The 19,431-nt window shown below is 37.8% G+C and carries 20 protein-coding genes; all 20 read right to left on the bottom strand.

Annotated features, from left to right (window positions below; genetic code table 11):
- Nucleotides 1-544 precede the first annotated feature (544 nt).
- The 20 genes from HMPREF2867_RS01275 to HMPREF2867_RS01180 all read right to left on the bottom strand — a co-directional run bounded on the left by HMPREF2867_RS01275 (nt 545) and on the right by HMPREF2867_RS01180 (nt 19,221).
- Nucleotides 545-1,330 (bottom strand): ABC transporter permease, encoded by a 786-nt coding sequence (locus tag HMPREF2867_RS01275; RefSeq protein ID WP_070575230.1) that lies wholly within the window; start codon nt 1,328-1,330, stop codon nt 545-547.
- 1 nt (nt 1,331) lies between these two features.
- Complete coding sequence (locus HMPREF2867_RS01270; RefSeq protein ID WP_038676241.1) at nt 1,332-2,150, bottom strand: ABC transporter permease; 819 nt, start codon at nt 2,148-2,150, stop codon at nt 1,332-1,334.
- Between the two features lies 1 nt (nt 2,151).
- Nucleotides 2,152-3,144, bottom strand: a complete 993-nt coding sequence (locus HMPREF2867_RS01265) for an ABC transporter ATP-binding protein (protein WP_038676243.1) — start codon at nt 3,142-3,144, stop codon at nt 2,152-2,154.
- 239 nt (nt 3,145-3,383) lie between these two features.
- The gene (locus HMPREF2867_RS01260) at nt 3,384-3,902 is read right to left on the bottom strand and encodes a DUF3592 domain-containing protein (RefSeq protein ID WP_038676245.1); all 519 of its coding nucleotides are present in this window, start codon (nt 3,900-3,902) and stop codon (nt 3,384-3,386) included.
- A 355-nt stretch (nt 3,903-4,257) separates the two neighbouring features.
- Nucleotides 4,258-4,497: a hypothetical protein gene (locus HMPREF2867_RS01255; RefSeq protein ID WP_070575227.1), complete on the bottom strand. Its 240-nt coding sequence runs from the start codon at nt 4,495-4,497 to the stop codon at nt 4,258-4,260.
- Between the two features lie 117 nt (nt 4,498-4,614).
- Entirely contained in the window at nt 4,615-4,884 is a 270-nt protein-coding gene (locus tag HMPREF2867_RS01250; protein ID WP_070575224.1) for a hypothetical protein, read from the bottom strand.
- Nucleotides 4,885-5,094: 210 nt separating this feature from the next.
- Nucleotides 5,095-6,102 carry a helix-turn-helix transcriptional regulator gene (locus tag HMPREF2867_RS01245; RefSeq protein ID WP_070575222.1) on the bottom strand — a complete coding sequence of 336 codons (1,008 nt, stop codon included), beginning with the start codon at nt 6,100-6,102 and terminating at the stop codon, nt 5,095-5,097.
- 154 nt (nt 6,103-6,256) lie between these two features.
- Nucleotides 6,257-8,344 carry a DUF262 domain-containing protein gene (locus HMPREF2867_RS01240; RefSeq protein WP_070575218.1) on the bottom strand — a complete coding sequence of 696 codons (2,088 nt, stop codon included), beginning with the start codon at nt 8,342-8,344 and terminating at the stop codon, nt 6,257-6,259.
- Nucleotides 8,345-8,346: 2 nt separating this feature from the next.
- Nucleotides 8,347-9,885, bottom strand: coding sequence for a DUF262 domain-containing protein (locus HMPREF2867_RS01235; RefSeq protein WP_038676256.1), 1,539 nt, complete (start codon nt 9,883-9,885; stop codon nt 8,347-8,349).
- Between the two features lie 183 nt (nt 9,886-10,068).
- On the bottom strand, nt 10,069-10,671 hold the full coding sequence (locus HMPREF2867_RS01230) for a response regulator transcription factor (protein WP_038676257.1): 603 nt from the start codon (nt 10,669-10,671) through the stop codon (nt 10,069-10,071).
- Nucleotides 10,668-11,762: a sensor histidine kinase gene (locus HMPREF2867_RS01225; RefSeq protein WP_037600924.1), complete on the bottom strand. Its 1,095-nt coding sequence runs from the start codon at nt 11,760-11,762 to the stop codon at nt 10,668-10,670. Before HMPREF2867_RS01225 ends, HMPREF2867_RS01230 begins: the two co-directional genes overlap by 4 nt.
- Nucleotides 11,755-12,492 carry an ABC transporter permease gene (locus HMPREF2867_RS01220; RefSeq protein WP_070575215.1) on the bottom strand — a complete coding sequence of 246 codons (738 nt, stop codon included), beginning with the start codon at nt 12,490-12,492 and terminating at the stop codon, nt 11,755-11,757. Before HMPREF2867_RS01220 ends, HMPREF2867_RS01225 begins: the two co-directional genes overlap by 8 nt.
- A complete protein-coding gene (locus HMPREF2867_RS01215) occupies nt 12,489-13,370 on the bottom strand; it encodes an ABC transporter ATP-binding protein (protein ID WP_070575212.1) in 882 nt (293 codons plus the stop codon). Before HMPREF2867_RS01215 ends, HMPREF2867_RS01220 begins: the two co-directional genes overlap by 4 nt.
- On the bottom strand, nt 13,363-13,542 hold the full coding sequence (locus HMPREF2867_RS01210) for a hypothetical protein (RefSeq protein WP_070575210.1): 180 nt from the start codon (nt 13,540-13,542) through the stop codon (nt 13,363-13,365). The genes HMPREF2867_RS01215 and HMPREF2867_RS01210 overlap by 8 nt, the downstream gene beginning before the upstream one ends.
- A gap of 10 nt (nt 13,543-13,552) precedes the next feature.
- Nucleotides 13,553-13,762: a hypothetical protein gene (locus tag HMPREF2867_RS01205; protein ID WP_002885203.1), complete on the bottom strand. Its 210-nt coding sequence runs from the start codon at nt 13,760-13,762 to the stop codon at nt 13,553-13,555.
- A 218-nt stretch (nt 13,763-13,980) separates the two neighbouring features.
- Nucleotides 13,981-14,925, bottom strand: a complete 945-nt coding sequence (locus HMPREF2867_RS01200; protein ID WP_070575207.1) for a 3-oxoacyl-[acyl-carrier-protein] synthase III C-terminal domain-containing protein — start codon at nt 14,923-14,925, stop codon at nt 13,981-13,983.
- 14 nt (nt 14,926-14,939) lie between these two features.
- Nucleotides 14,940-16,202 carry a F390 synthetase-related protein gene (locus HMPREF2867_RS01195; protein ID WP_070575204.1) on the bottom strand — a complete coding sequence of 421 codons (1,263 nt, stop codon included), beginning with the start codon at nt 16,200-16,202 and terminating at the stop codon, nt 14,940-14,942.
- Nucleotides 16,180-16,995 carry an MBL fold metallo-hydrolase gene (locus HMPREF2867_RS01190; RefSeq protein ID WP_060971948.1) on the bottom strand — a complete coding sequence of 272 codons (816 nt, stop codon included), beginning with the start codon at nt 16,993-16,995 and terminating at the stop codon, nt 16,180-16,182. The genes HMPREF2867_RS01195 and HMPREF2867_RS01190 overlap by 23 nt, the downstream gene beginning before the upstream one ends.
- Nucleotides 16,970-17,950, bottom strand: a complete 981-nt coding sequence (locus HMPREF2867_RS01185) for an NAD-dependent epimerase/dehydratase family protein (protein ID WP_070575201.1) — start codon at nt 17,948-17,950, stop codon at nt 16,970-16,972. Before HMPREF2867_RS01185 ends, HMPREF2867_RS01190 begins: the two co-directional genes overlap by 26 nt.
- Nucleotides 17,947-19,221, bottom strand: coding sequence for a glycosyltransferase (locus tag HMPREF2867_RS01180; RefSeq protein ID WP_070575198.1), 1,275 nt, complete (start codon nt 19,219-19,221; stop codon nt 17,947-17,949). Before HMPREF2867_RS01180 ends, HMPREF2867_RS01185 begins: the two co-directional genes overlap by 4 nt.
- Between the last annotated feature and the right edge of the window lie 210 nt (nt 19,222-19,431).

The following is a 19,431-nucleotide window of genomic DNA, read 5'->3' as shown; positions in this document are numbered from 1 at the left end:
AATTAAATGTCTAACTTTTTGGGGTCAGTACACTTAGCAGGGGGTTCTTTCTTCTCCAAGATTTTCAAATATTTGCTTTTCTTAAATTGCCCCGATAATTCTAACAGAATAAATAAGTACCACATCAAAAAACTTAGGAATAATAGTAAAAAACTACCTAAAATAAGATATAAGAACGATAGCCCTAAAGTTAGACAGAAAAAATCTAACTTTTAGGAATCAGTACAGTTTTTTCAGGCACTTCCAATTAATCTCTATTTCGATTGAGAAATTTTCAGATGATTTTCTTCATCCTTCAAGTATTGTTTAGCCTTTCGAACGATATAGAGCGATTTATCTTCTATGACTAACTTGCTCTATGTGTATCTCCTTTAAGAGTAGCATTCAAGACTTGGTAGTAGACTGCTGGTACTTAAAGTCATTGCTTAAACCTTCGAAATAATCATTGCTTTGGTGCGTAATAATTAAATCATAAAGATCTAGACAGACCTTTTTATTTTCTCAGCCAGTGTAGAGTCTGTGATAGTCAATCCATCTTTCCCCCTTACGAGCCAGCACTTTCGTAGGCATCCAAACCCCTATCCCAGAGTTTGAGGGAAATGAAAAAGAAGACAAGGGAAATCAGAATCAAACCACCGATGTTAAAGAGCTCATTCTTACCCTGCAAGAAATAGCTAGCTGGATAATAAGCCGTAAAGGCGAAAGGCACGATAAAACTGATCAACCAACGAAGGAGCGAATTGTAAATAGAAATAGGATATTTGGCAAAATCGTTGAACATATAGAAAATGTAAATCATGGCGCCTGACTGCTTGGTCCAAAATGCGATGCTGGCTGTCGCAATTTTTAAAGAAGTGTAAATCAAGGTCGCAAAAGGAATACAAACTAGAAAAAGTAGGAATTTGGGAAGCGTCCAAGCAATGCTTGACACTGTTGTTCCCAATAGAATGCAACCGACCAAAAGTTCGCCCAAGGCATCAATCTGAAAGGTCTCAACGAGGATATGAAAGAGAGGATTGATAGGACGAGTCAGATACTTGTCAAACTCCCCTTTTCGAACTAGTCGTTGACCTAAAGCCCAGAGGTTGTCAAAAAAGAGATGGTCCAAGCCCTTGGGAATCAAGGAAAATCCATAGATAAAGGCAATTACTTGAAAGGTCCAACCTTCTAGGGATGGGATGTGTTGAAAGATAACATTGAGAAACAAGAGGTTCAGCCCTTGAGTCAGAAAAACTCCCAAGACACCTACTACAAAATCCACCTTGTATTCCATGATTTGCTTGATGTATTGTCTGATGAAAATCAGATGCATGCGTTGAAATTTTTTCATACTAACCTCCTTGAATAGTGATAAATGACTGGACTCGTTTCCAAATCAACTGAGACAAGCCCACCATCACTATAAGCCAGAAGAACTGGAGCAAAAGCGCTTGAAGAATCTGACTGGCATCGTATTTCCCAACAATGATCATAACCGGAGTATAAATCAAGGATGAAAAAGGCAAGAAGGAGAGAATAGCTGAAACCACCTTTGGAAAGAAAGCCAAGGGAATCAAACTTCCAGACATAAAAGCCACTATTGAAGTCTTGAGTAGATTGGAACCCCAAAGATTTTTAAACACAAAGGCTGAAAATCCAAAGCAGATATTAAAGAAAAAGTTAATCAGATAGGCGAGCGTTAAGCTAATGAGATATATAACCAACAATCCCAGCACTTCTACAATGCCTTTTCCAGACAGGATTTTCATCATAACTATGACACTTAAAAATGGCAGTCCAACAGTGATAAAAATCAACCACTTGGAACCAAGCTCGGTAAAGAGATAAGAGGCCGCAAAATGCACTGGTCGCAACAAACGCATGATAATGGAACCATCCTTGACCTCTTCCCCAATCATAAAGGAGCTATCAGATCTGGTCAAAAGATTGGTCACAAAACTCATGATGATGTAGAGGGTGATGTCTGCCATGCTGAAGCCCTGAATCAAAGGCTCCTGTGACGAATCAAAGACTGCCTTCCAGAGATAAAAGGCCACAAAAGCCCCCATGACATCTCCAATCCGATAGAGAATAAAGTTGACACGATAGGTAATCAACTCCTGAATCCCTGCATTGATAAAGGGTTTATACCGTCTCCACAATTTGACCATCTTAGAGCTCCTTTCGGTAGAAGCGACGGATAATATCCTCAATATCCGTATCCACCATCTTCAAATCACGGACTTCAAAATCAGACAGAGTTTGCTTGATAATATCAGCTGACTGGTAGCGAGAACTATCGAATTCAATAGTCAGGCTATTTCCTTGCCTATCAATGGTCATATCAGGCAAGCCTTCATAATGAGAGACTAAATGACTTTGACCTGGTATCAGATCGAAGGAGAGAGTCTTCATCTTGCCAAAGGTTTCCTTGAGCTGGCTCACCGTTCCATCAAAAATCTCTTGCCCCTTATCAATCATAAGAATCCGATCACAGAGTTGCTCAATATCACTCAGGTCGTGAGTGGTCAAGAGAATAGTGGTCTCTTCCTCCTGATTGATCTGAGTGATAGCCCGACGAATGTTATCCTTGACCGACACATCCAAACCAATAGTCGGCTCATCTAAAAAGAGAACCTTGGGATTGTGAAGTAAGGAAGCCGCAATGTCCGCCCGCATCCGTTGACCTAGTGAAAGAGTCCGCACAGGATCCTTGATAAAGTCCTTCAAATCCAAAACTTCATTCAAAAAGTCCATGCGCTTATGGAAAAGCGAGTCCGGTACATCATAGATCTCTTTCAAAACCGTGTAGGTCTCTTGCAGGGCCAAATCCCACCATAGCTGGGTGCGTTGTCCGAAAACGACTCCAATATCCTTGACATAATCCTGGCGATTATCCTGTGGAATCTTGCCATTAATCCGACAAAAACCAGATGTCGGTTTTAAAATTCCTGTCAGCATTTTAATGGTAGTCGACTTCCCAGCACCATTTGCCCCGATAAAACCTAGAATCTGTCCCTTGGGCACCTCAAAGGTCAAATCCTTGACCGCTTCAAAGGTCTGCTTTTCAGGATGAATAAAGGAACGCAAAGATCCCTTCAACCCCGGTTCCTTGACTGTCTTCACAAAATTTTTCTGAAGATGTTCCACTTCTATCATTGCCATATCTATCTCCTACAGTAAAAAATCAACAAACCGTGTCCTTTAAACACAAAAAGCCAATTTCTCATCTCCTAAAATCTGCTTTCTTTATCACAGCAGAAGGCCTCAGTATTACTCTATTATAAAGCAGTTAAAAAAGGAAACCAAGTGTTATTCTCGTAAAAGAGAAAATAGTTTTGATACTTGAAAAAACAAAAAAATCTGTCTAAAAAGACAGACTCAGAATGTATGATATAAAGCATTTATCGGATTGCCATAGTCAAACAAATAATCGTGATGATAACAAGCGTCAAAACCAATAGCCAATAAGTCAATTTATAAACTTTCACAGCTCCACAAAAACGTTCGACATAGGATTCTTTGGGATTATTTGGATTGTACCAAACTGTCAGGGGTGATCCCAAAGGAAAAAAATCCTTGGCGGTATATGGCACTGATGAATTGGTGTATAGAACAAGTCTTTTAGCCAACAAGTCTGGATTAGAGGTGGCTTTGGAACTCTTCCAAGGAAGTGAAACTGTCGTGACCCACTCATACTCCAGACTTCTTCTAAAAGCTTTACCATTGACGACATACTCTACAATCGGAGCAATGGCATCAGTATAGTATCTATAGCCAACTACGCTACCTTTTATGCTCTCTGTAGACCTCTTTTTACGATTAAGTTCTTTGAGATACAAATAGCGAAAAAGAAATATTGTAAATGACAAAACGACGAAGCCTATGGACCAAGCCCAAAATAGAATCTGCAACTTAGACATGATTTTCCTCCTCAAAGATGATTTTTCCCATTTGATTCTCCCACATTAGTCTTTGTATTTTGCTCACTGGAATAAGCACGACTCACTCCATTCTACCATGTCTGGACTTTGCTTGCTTGTGAATGTTTAGATAGATTATAAGCCACAAAAAAGCCACCATAGGGTGACTTAAAGATAGAAACTCTAAAACGTATTGGAAATAATTCCTTTTTTGAGTGCTGTAAGTATAAATCATAACTTTACACCATGGTAAAAATTCCTTTGCACAATTGCTTCAAGTAGTTGTAAGTTTTAATACTTAGCTTTACTACCAAGCTATGGAAAAGATGAACGTCTTCATCTAAAAATCGAAAAATTAATAAAATTCATTTATCACATCTAACAATAACTCTTTGTCATTCTTTATAATGGCTAACAATGCATCTTCGTCATCCTCCAGAATGGCCATGTATATCTTTCTTCGAGCTTTTAACTTTTCGATTTCTTTTTCAGACTCTTTAAGCCGTCGATTTTCTCTTAATTTCATATAAAGAAAGATTCCTGCGACCAAATAGTTTAATACTGAAAATATAGCAAATAATACAACAAGATTCATGATAATTACTCTCCCTATAAAATAAATTTTCTTAGTTCTCAACTATTGAATGTATTTCAACACTTCACACTAAAAAGATGTGTTTTCCCTGTCTATGTTCATTATCAGTGTTAACCATTAACAAACATATGCTTTCGCAAACAAATACAAATCATCTAATTCATCATGTTCAGGTCTTGAGGTTGTATGAAATCCTGCACAATAATGACAATAATAAGTACGAATGGTTTGATCCTCACACAACATGACCGCACGAAGCGCTTTGGCATTAGTCTCATAAACTATTTTATTTTTTTTAGCTCCATGACAGTAAACACCTTTTGTTGAGTGTCTGTTCTCCATTAGTTTCATTTTGTTTCTATAAATAATCTTTCTAATTTTAGACATGTTGCTTTCCTCCTTTTGGTAATAAATGCTGTACTTTTGTTTTGCATTATTTATTTACAACTATATTTTACCACCAGAAATACACAATACAAGTACCTTAAACATATCATTGTCCATCTGTTTTATACTTTCAAACAATATAACAAAAAAAGTACGTATAAAACGTACTTCTGTTTTTTTGCGAAATGCTATTTAAAAAAAGTGTCAATTTTACTTATTTATTTTTTCTAGTTCAAGTATAGTAAACACCCCATTAAATCGATCAATATAACGTTGAAAACTATCTCTGCCATAGGTTTCAATTTCATATATTACCCTAGGAACTGTACTCCTTGTATCTTTCTCAATAACTTTAAGTGCAGGGATATCATCTTCAAGTACTTCCCAAAACTGACCAACATATCTGAATCTAATCCGAAATTTTTCCGTATCTGAAAACATCAAGAAAGTATGATAACGAACATCACTATCTGACAAAATTTGAGTTAATTCCTCAGAACTTAATATTAATTCTGTATTATGCTTCGAACGATGAACAGTTTTAAAACGATCCAGTCGAAAATTACGCAGACTCCTTGTATCTATTTTTAATCTTCCATCCTTTTCTTCAACTTTATATGCCATACAATAAAAATAATGGTCATTAAACATAATCAAGACCGGTAACACATCATAATCGGCATCCTTACCTTGGTATTTCGTATACTTAAAAGAAAGAGGCTTCTGATTCTCAATAGCATCAAAAATAGCGGATAGATGAGGCAAGATTGATTTACTCTTATTGTCCCTGTAAATCGATAATTCCTTATACTCCTCTAGTTCCCGTTCCGTAAAGTTTCTAATACGCTGACGTTCCCTATCATCAACAGCTCTCTCTACAAAGGTATCAATGATTTCTCTAACTTCCTCAACACGTAGTGCTCTACTTTCTAAAAGAATCTTAGACAAGATGACAGCCTGGTTGTACTTTAAGTTACCATAACCATGGTTATATTCTGCCTCATAGGTTCCTGCAAGTCGAGAATACTTTATTTTCATGTCATCTCTAAGTATTTTTAGATTTTCCTTTAATTCCCTTAAATCATCTTTAAAGGTTCGCTCGGCGATATTAAAACGTTTAAGGTACTCAGTTTTATTAACCTTATTCCCCTTTTCCAATTCAGACATAAAATATAAGAGACGACTGGTTTTCCCTTGCAAATTATTTTCTTCTTTCATTAATCGACCTCATGCTTGATTATAACTTCTAGAATATAATATCATTATCCTCATTCTATTCGTAATTATCTCAAGTCTTTTTTATACTAGCTTACAATAAAAATTGAGATTTAATACACAAAGGCCAGTGTGAATTTCACTAGCCCTCTTGATATTAATAGTGTATTTTATTTTTCAATAATTGTGCTATTTCCAAAAATGATAACCTAGGATCAAAATGTTCTTCCTCTGCTTCTTCGCCACCTATTAAATTAAGGCTAAAATGATTTCCTCGAAATCTGACTTCATATACTTCATTTATATAAAGTATCCTATTGGTACTTTCAATCCCTTTCTCACTTTCATAACAAGATTGTATTCCTAATTCCTTTAGTTTTTCTTCTAGGGCTATCAAATGAATATCATAGTTTCTAGCACTAGAGCTCTTATTTGGAATTAACAACATCTCTTCTGATCGATTAAGCCAGAACGGAGATTTCATTCTATATTGTGAAGGATCCATTTTACTAAACATGGTTTCATAATAAGAAATGAAGGCATAACGCCATTCCCGAGGAGTCAGATGACTAATATTGTCTTGGATAATACGACGATACTCACCATCTAGTGGCTTGGTAATATCTACTTCATCAAGTAATCTTTTGACATACTCATTTCGAGATGAAAATAAACTTTTAAGGCTTGGTGCAAACCCAGAAGACTCATTTGAATTATCCCGATACAGCGTTTTATAATTATTAGCTGTAGTCATTGTATAGTCTCCTAGAGCTAGCAAAGCTGCCCGCATTAATAGACCTTCTTCAGGCTTTGTTTCAGTAAACATTTTTGATATTTTATTCCAATAGATTGAAATAACATCAATCTTTCTGCTTGGCAAATCATTCGCTTCGAAGTAGAAGCAACTTCGAATCTGACCATCAAAATAGCGATGATTTTCAGCAACTTCAATAATCTCTCTATAGGAATCATCTGCTGTTATCAATTTAGCTTTTTCAATCTCTTCGTCAACTTGGTCAATACTGAAACCATTAATTCTATTTCCCTCGGCTAGATATTCTAGCAGGTCTGAAGTATGTTCGATTTGTTCATTAATCCCCTTGATTGCCCGTTCATATGAATCTTGAGAATCTATAACTGAGTTATTAATCAAGTTCCTAAAGATACGGTACCAGTTTTTATAGCTAGTATCTAATGTATCACCCTGATGTTCAATGAATGTTGAAATAACGTGAAAGTAAACCCTATCCTTCAGAGTTTTGTTAACTATTGAACATTCTAAGATAGATGAAGCATCAGTCATTTTATTCTTGGAGAGGAAATCAAGAACAGATACAATTATTTCTATATGACTTATTTCTACAGTCTCAAAATCGATTTCAAGAGTCCAATTGTCGCGTTTAGAATAATCAAGGCTATCTAAATTATTGATAAGCACAATTTCAAATAAATTTAAAAAGTTGGTGTCAAAGGCATTTTTATCAATATTCCAAATAACATCAGTCCATTTCGTATCAATATTTTGAGAAAATTCCCTTTCTAAATGTCCATCTATTTTCTTTATTCTATCAATAAATCTTGCTTTGAAATTTTCAAAGTCAGTTAACGGACGCCCCCTAGAATTCAGTTTGATATAGAGCTCATCTTCTGAACCAAGTTTATCGATATCAAGGAAATTGAACACCAGTTTTTGGTTATTGGAATCTGATAAAACTGAAACATAATCGAACCCATAATCAAAAGAAGCAGAAATGTCATCTAGTGTTTTCAAAGCACCTTGTACAGTTGGATCTAACTGCCATGAATCTGCAAACCATGGCTCATCTGTTATGATTTCAGAAGGACTTTTTGTTTCTATAAAGATATTCTTTCTGTTCTCAAATAGACTCTTGAAAAATTTTCTAGAAGAATCTCTAGTTTCATAAGAAAAATTACCTAGAAAGTCACACTCATCATTATCTCTATAAGCAAAAAGATAAACCAAGAATAAAGTTGTCAGACGTTGTTGTCCATCTAATGGAATAAACTTCCCATTAATTGATTTTCCATAAATAAAATTCAAATCGAGTGGTTCGACATTTTTGTCAAGTAAGGCAGTATTAATATCTTGGAGTAATACTTTTCGAACTTCGGTGGTTCTTTTATCCTTTCTACCTTGTGCATAGTCTCTCTGAATCAACGGAATTACGACTCGATAATTTTCTAACAATGATTTTAAGTTATATTTTGCGTTAATCTCTTGCATGACTACTCCTCATCATCTCCAAAAAATTGGTTGAATTCCTGTTTTATCGCTTGAATATAACCGTCTTTATCCTTATCAGTCCAGTCGTCAAATCCATCTACCTCATTGCTGTAGACTTTCAAGAATACATTGCGCGTACAAACAGGTACAAATTTTCCTTCCGCATCAACCTCAATGATAATTCTACGCTTTTGGTCAAATGGGCTATTTCCATAAGAGCGATTCGTATTAGAGTCTAGCAAGGTTAAATTAGCTAGACTATCATCAGCTTCAGCAGTCTCATCGGCCGTAGCATGAATATGCTCGATATCCCATTTCTCTTTCTTATAAATATCAAAAGGAAATCGATATTGTTTTTCACTCTTATTAATCAAAGTAACGAGATTAAACAGTAAAAGAAAAGATCTGATTTCTTTATTTTTATTGCCATAGGAAAGTTCTTCTATAGATGCTATATCACTCGGAAGAGTTTTATAAGCAAGGTCTTTTAATTTAGAAAAAGCTTCTGACTTTTTCTTCTCTCTTGTAGCTTCACGGACTTTTTCGATCTTCTTATCGTCAACCGATAAGAGATAACCAATTAGATGATATCTATTTAAGTCCGTGTACCAGTTAGTTAATTCTTCAAATAATAAGTCGACATTATTCCAGTAGTCACTTATAAAAATCGATTTATTTTCGGCATTTTGATATTTTGCGTAGATTGAGTAGAAAGTTGAGTAAATATCATTTTGGGGTATTTCTAAAGTACCATGTTCAAGTAGGTTAAACAAAAGATCTATCCTAGTGACATAATTCTCACTATTTGTAAGAAACTTCCAAAATGATTCCTCTTGAAGTCGATGTTCAATATTATCCCAATCTATCCCCCTTTGTATCCTTTCACTATCATTTTCAGATTCATAATTAGTTTGATCTAACAATAGAGCCTTAATGAGCTCAGCATTAGTCAAAGGAATCTTACCTAAGTTAACTTTAGTAAATAGTTTTATAGGGTCTTCTGTCTCATCAATTTCATACCAAATAAAGAAAACAGCCTCTGTTAAGACTTGATAAATATCGTGTAGAGCATTATCCGAATTAATATCTTCTCGTTCCACCCATTTATCGATAGCAGCAAAAGCTTTACTGATATGATCTGCGTCAATATCATAATCTTCGATTTTTTGATAAGTATCAAAGTTTAATTCTTTTAAATACTTAGCACTCTGTTCTCTTGTTTCATAAACCAACTCAAAGTAATCATATTGATTACTTCTTCTACGACCACTACTAAATTCAGCAGACATAAATTTCAAAAAAATAAAGATTGTTGTTAGCCTCTGTTGACCATCAACGACATCATAAGTATTATCTGAAACTTTCTTAACAATCAAGGGCTGCAAACAGTACTTATAATCTCTGTTTTGTTTACTATGTGTATAGAGGTCTTCTAAAAGAGTTGTAACCTCATGTTCAGTCCAGCGATATCCCCTTTGATATGAAGGAACATTAAATTTTAACCCTTTTAAGTCTTCAATTCGTTTTTCAGAAACTACCATTTGATATCTCCTTTTCTTCCAAACGTTGTTATTAGAATTGACAAAATTATCATCTACAATTATAGCACTATTATAAAGCAAAATATTGGAAAAAATGCAAAATACTTTCTATATCGTGACGGCATGAAAAAAGCCACCATATGGTGACCTTTAATTAATAAAATTTCTTTTATAAACTTCTCCTCATCCCAACCAGTCTTTTTCTTTGGCAATGCGGACGGCTTCTGTTCGGTTGCCTGCATCAAGTTTGGTCAGGATAGCTGTCATGTAATTTCGGACGGTTCCGTTTGAGAGAAAGAGACTTTCTGCGATTTCTTGGTTGGTTGAACCTTGAGCCACCATGGCCAAGACTTCTTGTTCGCGTTGGCTGAGTGGATTATTGTCAAAGGCAACACCTTCAACTAGCTCTGGCGAGTACTCCTTTTGTCCTGCTAGGACGGTATGGATGGTCGCCATGAGGTCACTGATGGAACGTTCTTTGAGCACGTAGGCATCCACCTGGGCTGCAAGGGCTCGTTTAAAATAGCCTTTTCGTTTGAAGGTGGTCACAATAACAACCTTCGTTTCACTTTGATTGGCACGGATCCACTCCAGGACATCAAGTCCTGTCTTGATTGGCATTTCAATGTCTAAAATGGCTACGTCGACCTCTTCTTTTTCCAAGAGGGCAATGGCTTCTTGGCCATCACTGGCCGCATGGACCTCTTCAACATCGTCCTCCAGCATGAGGAGTTGGCAGAGGGCATCCCTCAACATTGACTGGTCTTCGGCAACTAATAATTTCATGCTTTTCCTCCCTCTTTCAAATGCACACGAATGATTGTTGGATGCGATTGAGACACAATTTCCAAGTCTCCATCTACCAAACTCAGGCGCTCTCTGATACTGTGTAGTTCTTGTCCAGTGACTTCCTCAAAGCCACAACCATCATCCTCAAACTCAAGGACAATACCATGATCACGTCTTAGACGAATCTGACAGCTATCAGCCTGGCTATGTTTGATGACATTATTGGCCAGTTCACGAAGCACCATGGACAAGGTCGACTGGCTAACAGGTGACAGGCTGTCTAAGTCAAGGCTACTATCCACGGTCAAGACGATATCTGATAGGTCAAAGAGTCGCTCGAGTTCCAGTAACTCCTCTGCCACCGTTCGGTATTTGAGCTTATTGACAATCTCACGCACCTCGTACATGGAGTCTCGGCTAATCTGGTTCAATTCTTCCAGATTCTTTCTAGCAGCTTCATACTGCTCCTTGTCCATCTGTTTCAGAGCCAACTCGGTTTTAAGACTCATCATGGCAAAGGTATGTCCTAAGGTATCGTGCAAATCACGACCGATACGATTGCGCTCATTTTCAGCTGACAGGATATTAATGGTCCGATTCTGCTCCGCAAGGGCCTCTTCCATCTTTCTCTCCTGACGTATACGGTTTTGAAAATAGTACATTCCCAAAGAAAATAAGGTAATAGCCATAGACATGAGGTGGGTACTCAAATCGTCTGTCAATAGGAAGGATGATGACGTCAAAATCAAGAGGGTCACTAGAAAGGAAAAGAATCGATAAGATGATATGCTATCCTCAAAGCGCCAAACGAGAAGATTGACGTTGAAAAAAACAAACCACATCATGCCACCCTGGAAGGTCATGGACATAAAGATAATGTAAGCTAGAGTGTAAAACCACAGAAAGGGAATCCACTTGCTATAGGCTTGTTTCAAATACACCATAAGGAGATAAGCGATGGTAAACAGACCCGTCAAAACTAAAGTCCAAACTGGAAAATACCCACCAAAAACTCCTAAGATCGGGAAGACTAGGAAAATCAGACTAACAAAATAAGCAAAATCATTTTTCTGGTATGTTCTAAACATGGTCACTTTCTCTGTAAGATTTGATAAAAAGGGCTAAGCCTGTAGCTATTGTAGCATAGACCAAGATAAAAATGAGTGATTTCCATGAAAATTCCCCTTTTTTTGCGAAATTGACTACCAACTGATTAATATGATAGATGGGTGTCCACTCAGAAATGTGCTGAACCCATATTGGAAACATGGTAACTGGCATCCAAGAACCACCGATAATAGCAAGTCCAAGAAAGACGATATTTCCGACGATAGCCATGATTTGTTGGGACTTAATTTGGGCTAGGAGTAAGCCAAAGGAGAGGAAAACTAGACTTGACAAGAGTAAAAGAGCACCTGAACCGAGCCAATGTGAGAATGGCATCTTAACATCACGCACAAAAGCTCCTACACAAAAAGTTACGATGATAGCAACCATAAAGTTCATAAGAACTCGGAAGATTTTAGAGAGGTAGTAGGCCTGAATACTGATTTTTGAATGTTCGATGTAGGTTAACCAGTGCTCCGTTTGATCCTCTCTAAGCATGTAGGGAAAGGTAAAGAAACCAAAGCTGGACATAGAGAATCCTGTCATGGTCAACATATAGGACAATATAAAGGCTTTTTGTGACTCTGGGTCAGGACTCATTTCCATTCCTGAATACAAGAGGAAAAATCCGACGGGCATTCCGATAGACATGATAAAGACGGGCCAACTGCGCCATGTTTTTATCCATTCGATTTTAAGTAGTGCTTTCATGACTTGTCCTCCCTTGTGCTATCAAATAAGCTATCTAAAAGTGTTTTGTTTTGAATTTCAATGTCAGAAATGCGACAGCCATGAGCTTGTAAACTACTCCATACACTTTCAACATCTTTAGTCATAAAGGTTACAACATCACGTTTTTCAGTCACATCATAAATGGCTGCCAGTTTGTCAAGACTTGGCGCAAAGCGACTTGGTAAGGTGACTTGTTTTTCCTTTTCTTCGCTACGCATGGCATGTGGCGTAGTATCCCTAATGAGTTTCCCCTGATGAAGGACCAAAATGCGATCAGCTGTGTGCTCGACTTCTTCGATATAGTGGGACGAATAAAGAATAGTCACACCTGACTTTTTCAGATCATTGATGATTTCCCAGAAACGTTGGCGTGTCGTAGTGTCCATCCCTGCTGTCGGCTCATCTAAAAAGAGAATATCAGGCTTGCCAATTAGACAGAGGACAAAGGCAAGAAGACGTTTTTGTCCCCCTGAGAGTTTGTTCGCAAACTGCTGATACTGATCGTCTTTGAATTGTAAGAGTGCTTGAATCTCTACTTTAGATAATCCATTCTCAGAAATATCTTGGAAAAAAGCAATCAGTTCCTTGACTTTCAATTGCGAGGGAATGGTATTTTCTTGGAGAAGGACCGCAATTTGATCTTGCGCTTTTCCCTTTTTACCCTTGATAAAGACTTGACCGCTACTGGCTTTCTTATCACCAAGAATACAGGACATCAAGGTCGTTTTACCAGCACCATTGGGACCAATTAAAGCAAGACAATCGCCTTGTCCCACCTCAAAGCTAACATGGTCTAAAATCGTTTTCCCTTTGATTTTTTTAACAAGATTTGTGACTTGAAGAACCGCTTCACTCATGTGTGTGATTTCCTTTCTTTTGGTAGAAGGCTAGAAAAACATAACAGGCTGCAACTGAGACACCCATAACACTGTAGAGACTATCACTGCTGCCATGAAGTAGGACATAAGCAAAGAGGATGGTCCAAGTTGTTGCTAGGAGCATAATGCTTAGTATTTTCAATAGTTTCATTCTGGGCCTCCTAGTTTTTTAAATCATTTATGACAAGGTCGATAAAACTTTTAGCCATAGTGATGAGAATGTAGGCTGAGATAGACAAGCCAATAATCATGCCAAGATTTGAGAAGATAGCTTCAAAATTGCCTTTTTCAAAGATGTCAGTAAACATGCTAAGTCCAGCAAAGATAGTTCCGATAACTGCGTAGATAAGGTAAGATGTTTTGATTTTCATGAGATGACCTCTTTCGTTTTTTATTATTTCTAAGTTATGACTAAAGTATATCTTTTTGGTCACTCTCTTTTTAGCACCAGATGTCATGACATGATATGACATTTGTCATGTGACATAAAGGCAAAAAAAGAGCTGACCTTTCAGTCAACTCTATCTTAAGTTAAAAGCAAAAGAAGGTTCATCCGTCATTTTGACACTATTCGTTTCTAGCCAAGAAATTATAATTTCAAGGCCAACATGTTAACCGTCATACCTGCTGCTGTTCCCAAAAGGTAGACGACATCTCCTTCTTTAACTAAGCCATGATCTAATGAGTAAGCTAAACCAAATGGAACAGATACAGAAACCATATTACCATAGTCAGTAACTATGTTAAGATATTGATCTTCAGTAATACCAAGTTTATCCATTACCAAAGATAAGGCGCGACTAGCTTGATGGGGAATGATGTAGTCCACATCCGCAAGAGCCAAGTGAGTTTTCTCTTGGAATTCTTGGAACATATCAGGAAGCTTATGCGCTGATAAAAGGAGAATTTTCTTGCCCTTCATATCAAACATAAAGTCCGTTTTTGTCTTTTCTGAATATTTTTTAGGATGGTAAGAAGTCAAACCTCCACGGATTTCAGTATCATGGGCACCTTCTGACCAAGTATGTTGTAGACTTGCAATAACCCCTTTGTCTTGAGAACTTGCTTGAAAAATAAAGGCTGCTGCTCCGTCACTAAAGAGTTCAAAACTTTCTTTTTGTTTCGGATTGAGACCCAGACTTCCGACCTCACTAGATACAATCAAGACACGATGGTATTCACCAGCTTCAATCAAGTAGGACATTGTTGATAAAGCTGAGATAAAACTTGTACAAGTCGTATTGATATCCATGGCTGGGATAGCAAGTCCTTTTGCCACGCGCTCATGAATCAAGGCTGCAGTACAAGGAATAGGCTGCATACCAACTGCACTGGCTGAGACAAGACAATCAATGTCATCAATTTTCAAATTGGCATTTTCAAGAGCTCGTTGGATAGCCACTTCGGCCAAATCCAACTGTGTTTCTTCATCTTCTACAACACGATAACGTGTTTGATTTTTGAATTGTACGGTTTGTTTTGGAAGACAAACTCCATAACCTACGATTTCAACATGTCTTTTTACTTCTGTCATTGTCATTCATCCTTTCATAAACGCTGAATACGTTTGAGTTTTCGACTGGTATCCCAATGATAATCGGAAAAATGGATTTCCGGAACCTTAAACTGCTTTTGCTGCGCCAAGAGTTGAAACTGAGCTGTGATAGCTTCTTCTACTTGCTCGTCTCGTTGGCTTAGACAGACTTCAACAATCTTCTCTGAATGTTGCTTGACTTGATAGTCTCCAACATTTTCCACAAAGAGAATACAACGCCTGATAAAATCAGGATAGATTGTCACCTGTCCTCCATCCTGACCTTCAAAGTAGAAGATATCATCGGAGCGACCTTCGACCTTGTCAATCCTTGTATAATGAGAACCACATGGACAAGGTGCAGGATTTTCAACCAAGATATCATTAAGTTTGTAACGATAAACAGGTTGACTGCTTCGCTTGAAATCCGTTATCACTGGATAAAATCGATGCTCATCCAGATACTCTTTCTCTACAAAAATGATATCCTCATTGAGGTGAAGATGTCCTGCAGAACAGGTGCAGGCTAGAAAACCTTCCGTCGCTTGATAAACCTGGTCAATAATGGGTAGCTTAAAAGCACTCGAGATGCGAATTCTATCACTATCCTCTAAAATTTCTGCTACAGAGACAATTTTTTGCGGTAAGATAGACAAGTCTCCTGCCTTAAGACGCTTGCTCAACTCTATCAGCATGGAAGCTGGTGCCACAACAATGGTCGGTTGATAATGATTAAGACGTTCAATATGTTCATCGGTATTTTTGAAAATATCGAAGTATTCTAATCGTATCAATGACGTATTGATAGTCTGGTAGAGTTCATTATCTGCTCTAAGGAAAAAGGCAATTCGGTGGCCAAAAAGATGCCCCTTGGGCAACATCTTAGCTAAAATAGCTGCCGCCCACATGCTTCGCTCTTTCTCGGTCGTGATGAAGAGGCCACGATGTCCCGATGTTCCTGATGATAAACCAACAGCCACTTCACCTTTAAGTTCGGTGAAGTCACGAGTCTTTTCACTCTCAATAGCCAAGGCTAAAGCCTCATCGCGATCGATGCCTTGAGTGTTTAACTCGTTAAAATGCGTCATCATAAAGGTCTTATCCATATGGTCGAAGTCAGTAGGAACACCATTTTTGAAATAAGGAGACTCCCGTTTTAGAAAATCCATATAGTTAGATAATTGCTTTTTCTGATAAGCTTCTAAAGCTGCTCTCGTTTTGAAGTTGCGAAGCCATCTGGTTTGGATAAAGGTTTTAAGAAAGGTTATTTTTTTCATACAAGATACGCTCTATCCTTTCTACAGGGTCATGGCTAACTAGTACTTCCGTCCCATCTTTTAGGATATCCTCTAGTAACTCAGTCCCCTTAATATAATCCGCCATATTATCCTGAACCAAGGACGGAATGAGGTGCATTTGTTTCGTATAAGGTAGCAAATCGACACCCCAGCACAAGTCCGCTGCGATAAAAAGATTATAATCTGGAATATAGAGACAAGCCTGACCCTTGGCATGACCATCAACAGAGGCTACCAAGATACTTCCATCTCCAAATAAATCACAGGTCGGACGATAAGGAAAAGTTGAGTTTTGCTGATCAGCCTTGATTACTTTTACCTGTTTCTCAAAAGACGCTGGCAAAAATTCCTTAAAAATCAAATCCTTCAACTTAGGCTTCTGATAAACCTCATAAACCTCCTGAGTCAGAAGGAAGCTCGCATTAGGAAAGAAGCCAGCTCCTCCCAAATGATCAGGATGCAGGTGGGAAAGCATAACATAAGTAATGTCATCGGGCCTAATCCCCTTCGCCTTCAACAAGTTTGAAATTTGATCCTTTTCTGTCATCTGCACCGGCGTTCCTAAACGATACAAGCCATAGCGAAGCTGGGTCTTAATATCGTAGTGATAACCTGTATCATAAAGCAGATAGCCTTTATCTCTGTGTTTGATTAGAAAGACACCGGCTGGAAAGGTCATCTTTTTATTCTTGACTTTTTTGAACAAAAGACCAGTATAGCTAGTACAATATCCCGCAGGAAAATAATCAATGCTTTCGATAATCTTGGACATATTGTTCAATCCCTTCTGAAATCGTTATTTTAGGCCGATATCCCAAGTCACGCTCTGCCTTGCTAATATCCAAAGTCTGACTATAGCGTAGCAAATAATAGGTATAGCGTGTTAGGGCTGGCTCTCCTTTGAGCTTTAGATTCTTATAAATAAACTCCAAACTACTTGAAATAGCAGACACAAGTGGAGCTGGGATTTTGCGATAACGGATGGGATAGCCCAAACCTCTCAAGGTTTCCTCAATCAAGTCTCTAAATACTCTGGGTTCTCCATTGGTAATATTATAAACTTCTCCAGCTGCTTGAGGAGTTTCCAAAGCCAGACGAATAGCCAAAGCAACATTTTCCACACAGGTCATATCCATCAGTTGACGACCATCACCAATCAAAGGAATACCGATCTTCTGGCTAAGATTAAGAACACGTGGCAAAATGCTGGTGTCTCCAATCCCAAAAAGTCCACGAGGTCGCAATATAACACTAGACACATCAGGATAATCTTTAAATAGTTTTTCTGATGCCAATTTACTTCGAATGTAATTGTTAAGCCTATTTTCCTGAGGGGCATCGCTTTCTTTGATACCAAGCTGGTCTCTAGGCGCTGCATAAATACTTGGAGACGACACATATACTAAGCGCTTGATATTAGCCTCACGACAAGCCTCAAGGACATATTTAGTTCCTAAGACATTCGTTTGGTAAAAATCTTCCCAAGGACCCCAGACAGTTGACAAAGCACCGGCATGAATGACCATATCCATTTCCTGACAAGCTTTGGTCAAATCCTCTTGGTTTGTCAAATTTCCTTGAACAAAGGTCACAGAGGCATTTACCAGAGATTGGCCAATTGTATGATTACGACCGAAAGCTCGGACTTGATAACCGTGATCAACCAATTCTTCCACGACATATTTGCCTAAGAAACCTGTAGCCCCCGTTACTAAAACTTTCTTCATCGTTTTTTCTCCTTGTCTGCCAGTAGGCGAGCAATTTCACCCTCCACTACTTCTGTAGGATGATATGACTTGGCAGCATGACTTAAAGCCTTTAGCTCTGACCAATCTTTCTTAGCCAACAACGCCTCAAAAGCTTGCCCAATTGCCTTATCATCCTCTCTTTTAACAGTCAAAGCTACACCTGCCTCAAGTCCACGAATAGCATAGTCATACTGGTCATAATCGTGTGGCAGTATTAGGGCTGGCTTGTTATTTATAATACATTGGAAAAAAATACCTGAACCACCATGGTGAATAACATAATCCATCTGGGGAATGTATTCATTGTAGGGAAGATAAGAAACCACTGAAACATTATCCATTAATTTTTGGCATTGGAATTCTTGTCCACCAAGACCTAAAGTTACAAAAAACTGACACTCAGGATGAGACTTAGCTAACAGCTTCGTTTGGTATATCAAATTATTCTTTGCCCAGTCCAATTGGGTACCACAAGTCACAAAGACAATTTTACGATTTGCAAAAGGCGACAAATCAAGAGGATAATCCTCACATCGCTCAACTGAACCTCCAGTTGGACCCACCCAGAGATAATGTTCTGGGAATCCTTTTTTGATTTCCAATTCTTTCATACCTATTCCTAAAATAGAATACGGTGAATAGATGCTCTCTTGTCCATTTTGGTCGTACATCTTAAAACCATAGCGTTTTAATCGATTTCGTAATAAAAAAGCGGCGGAGTACTTCAAAAAACGTGTCATTTTTCTGCCTAGCCATTGTTGAATCAATTGATTGCGATTCTTCGGACTTCCCATTCCTCCGAAGAAACAAGGAGGACCATCCGTCGTTTCAATAGCAAATTGTGTAGCCATTGTCGTTATCCACGGAATCCCCATTTGCTCTGCAACAAGTCCACCCGACAAGCTGACATAATCGGCAATAACTAAATCAGGTCGGTTTACTTCCCATTCCGCTAGTAATTGATCGGAAACAAGATTAATAATATCAAGACCAGCTGATAGCTGACGATAAGCAGAAAAAAGTCCCAATTGCTCCTTATTAATAGCCACCCTTTCAAAGTCTGCCTCATGACCTTCAAGAATAGTAACAACCTTAAAGCCTGCTGCCTCAGCTACTGCACGTTTCTGTTGTCCTGTGAATAAACGAATATCATAGCGAGGATTTTTTAATAAAGGCATTAGCAGATTCATGGTTGGATAAAGGTGCCCACTTAATGGAACGATAACCACATCAATTTTTAGTTTTCCCATAACACTAGCATAGCAAATTTTTTTTGAAAGAACTACTCAAAACCAAATACTATCTATACTCATTTTCTCTGAATAGATACACTTCTTCAGTAAGATTTTTCATCCATTAATCAATCAAAGCTTGCCACAAATACTTTAACATAAAACTTTTCAATATTTTTTAGCAAGAATCCCCTAACTTACCTCCATCATAACAAATATTCTTTCCAA

The sequence above is a fragment of the Streptococcus sp. HMSC064H09 genome (assembly GCF_001812625.1).
Lineage (GTDB): Bacteria > Bacillota > Bacilli > Lactobacillales > Streptococcaceae > Streptococcus.
This window is presented reverse-complemented; position numbering and strand designations above follow the sequence as displayed.

Coding starts and splice junctions, on each gene's coding strand:
- HMPREF2867_RS01275 (WP_070575230.1), bottom strand. CDS start 1,330: ATGAAAAAATTTCAACGCATGCATCTGATTTTCATCAGACAATACATC.
- HMPREF2867_RS01270 (WP_038676241.1), bottom strand. CDS start 2,150: ATGGTCAAATTGTGGAGACGGTATAAACCCTTTATCAATGCAGGGATT.
- HMPREF2867_RS01265 (WP_038676243.1), bottom strand. CDS start 3,144: ATGGCAATGATAGAAGTGGAACATCTTCAGAAAAATTTTGTGAAGACA.
- HMPREF2867_RS01260 (WP_038676245.1), bottom strand. CDS start 3,902: ATGTCTAAGTTGCAGATTCTATTTTGGGCTTGGTCCATAGGCTTCGTC.
- HMPREF2867_RS01255 (WP_070575227.1), bottom strand. CDS start 4,497: ATGAATCTTGTTGTATTATTTGCTATATTTTCAGTATTAAACTATTTG.
- HMPREF2867_RS01250 (WP_070575224.1), bottom strand. CDS start 4,884: ATGTCTAAAATTAGAAAGATTATTTATAGAAACAAAATGAAACTAATG.
- HMPREF2867_RS01245 (WP_070575222.1), bottom strand. CDS start 6,102: ATGAAAGAAGAAAATAATTTGCAAGGGAAAACCAGTCGTCTCTTATAT.
- HMPREF2867_RS01240 (WP_070575218.1), bottom strand. CDS start 8,344: ATGCAAGAGATTAACGCAAAATATAACTTAAAATCATTGTTAGAAAAT.
- HMPREF2867_RS01235 (WP_038676256.1), bottom strand. CDS start 9,885: ATGGTAGTTTCTGAAAAACGAATTGAAGACTTAAAAGGGTTAAAATTT.
- HMPREF2867_RS01230 (WP_038676257.1), bottom strand. CDS start 10,671: ATGAAATTATTAGTTGCCGAAGACCAGTCAATGTTGAGGGATGCCCTC.
- HMPREF2867_RS01225 (WP_037600924.1), bottom strand. CDS start 11,762: ATGTTTAGAACATACCAGAAAAATGATTTTGCTTATTTTGTTAGTCTG.
- HMPREF2867_RS01220 (WP_070575215.1), bottom strand. CDS start 12,492: ATGAAAGCACTACTTAAAATCGAATGGATAAAAACATGGCGCAGTTGG.
- HMPREF2867_RS01215 (WP_070575212.1), bottom strand. CDS start 13,370: ATGAGTGAAGCGGTTCTTCAAGTCACAAATCTTGTTAAAAAAATCAAA.
- HMPREF2867_RS01210 (WP_070575210.1), bottom strand. CDS start 13,542: ATGAAACTATTGAAAATACTAAGCATTATGCTCCTAGCAACAACTTGG.
- HMPREF2867_RS01205 (WP_002885203.1), bottom strand. CDS start 13,762: ATGAAAATCAAAACATCTTACCTTATCTACGCAGTTATCGGAACTATC.
- HMPREF2867_RS01200 (WP_070575207.1), bottom strand. CDS start 14,925: ATGACAGAAGTAAAAAGACATGTTGAAATCGTAGGTTATGGAGTTTGT.
- HMPREF2867_RS01195 (WP_070575204.1), bottom strand. CDS start 16,202: ATGAAAAAAATAACCTTTCTTAAAACCTTTATCCAAACCAGATGGCTT.
- HMPREF2867_RS01190 (WP_060971948.1), bottom strand. CDS start 16,995: ATGTCCAAGATTATCGAAAGCATTGATTATTTTCCTGCGGGATATTGT.
- HMPREF2867_RS01185 (WP_070575201.1), bottom strand. CDS start 17,950: ATGAAGAAAGTTTTAGTAACGGGGGCTACAGGTTTCTTAGGCAAATAT.
- HMPREF2867_RS01180 (WP_070575198.1), bottom strand. CDS start 19,221: ATGGGAAAACTAAAAATTGATGTGGTTATCGTTCCATTAAGTGGGCAC.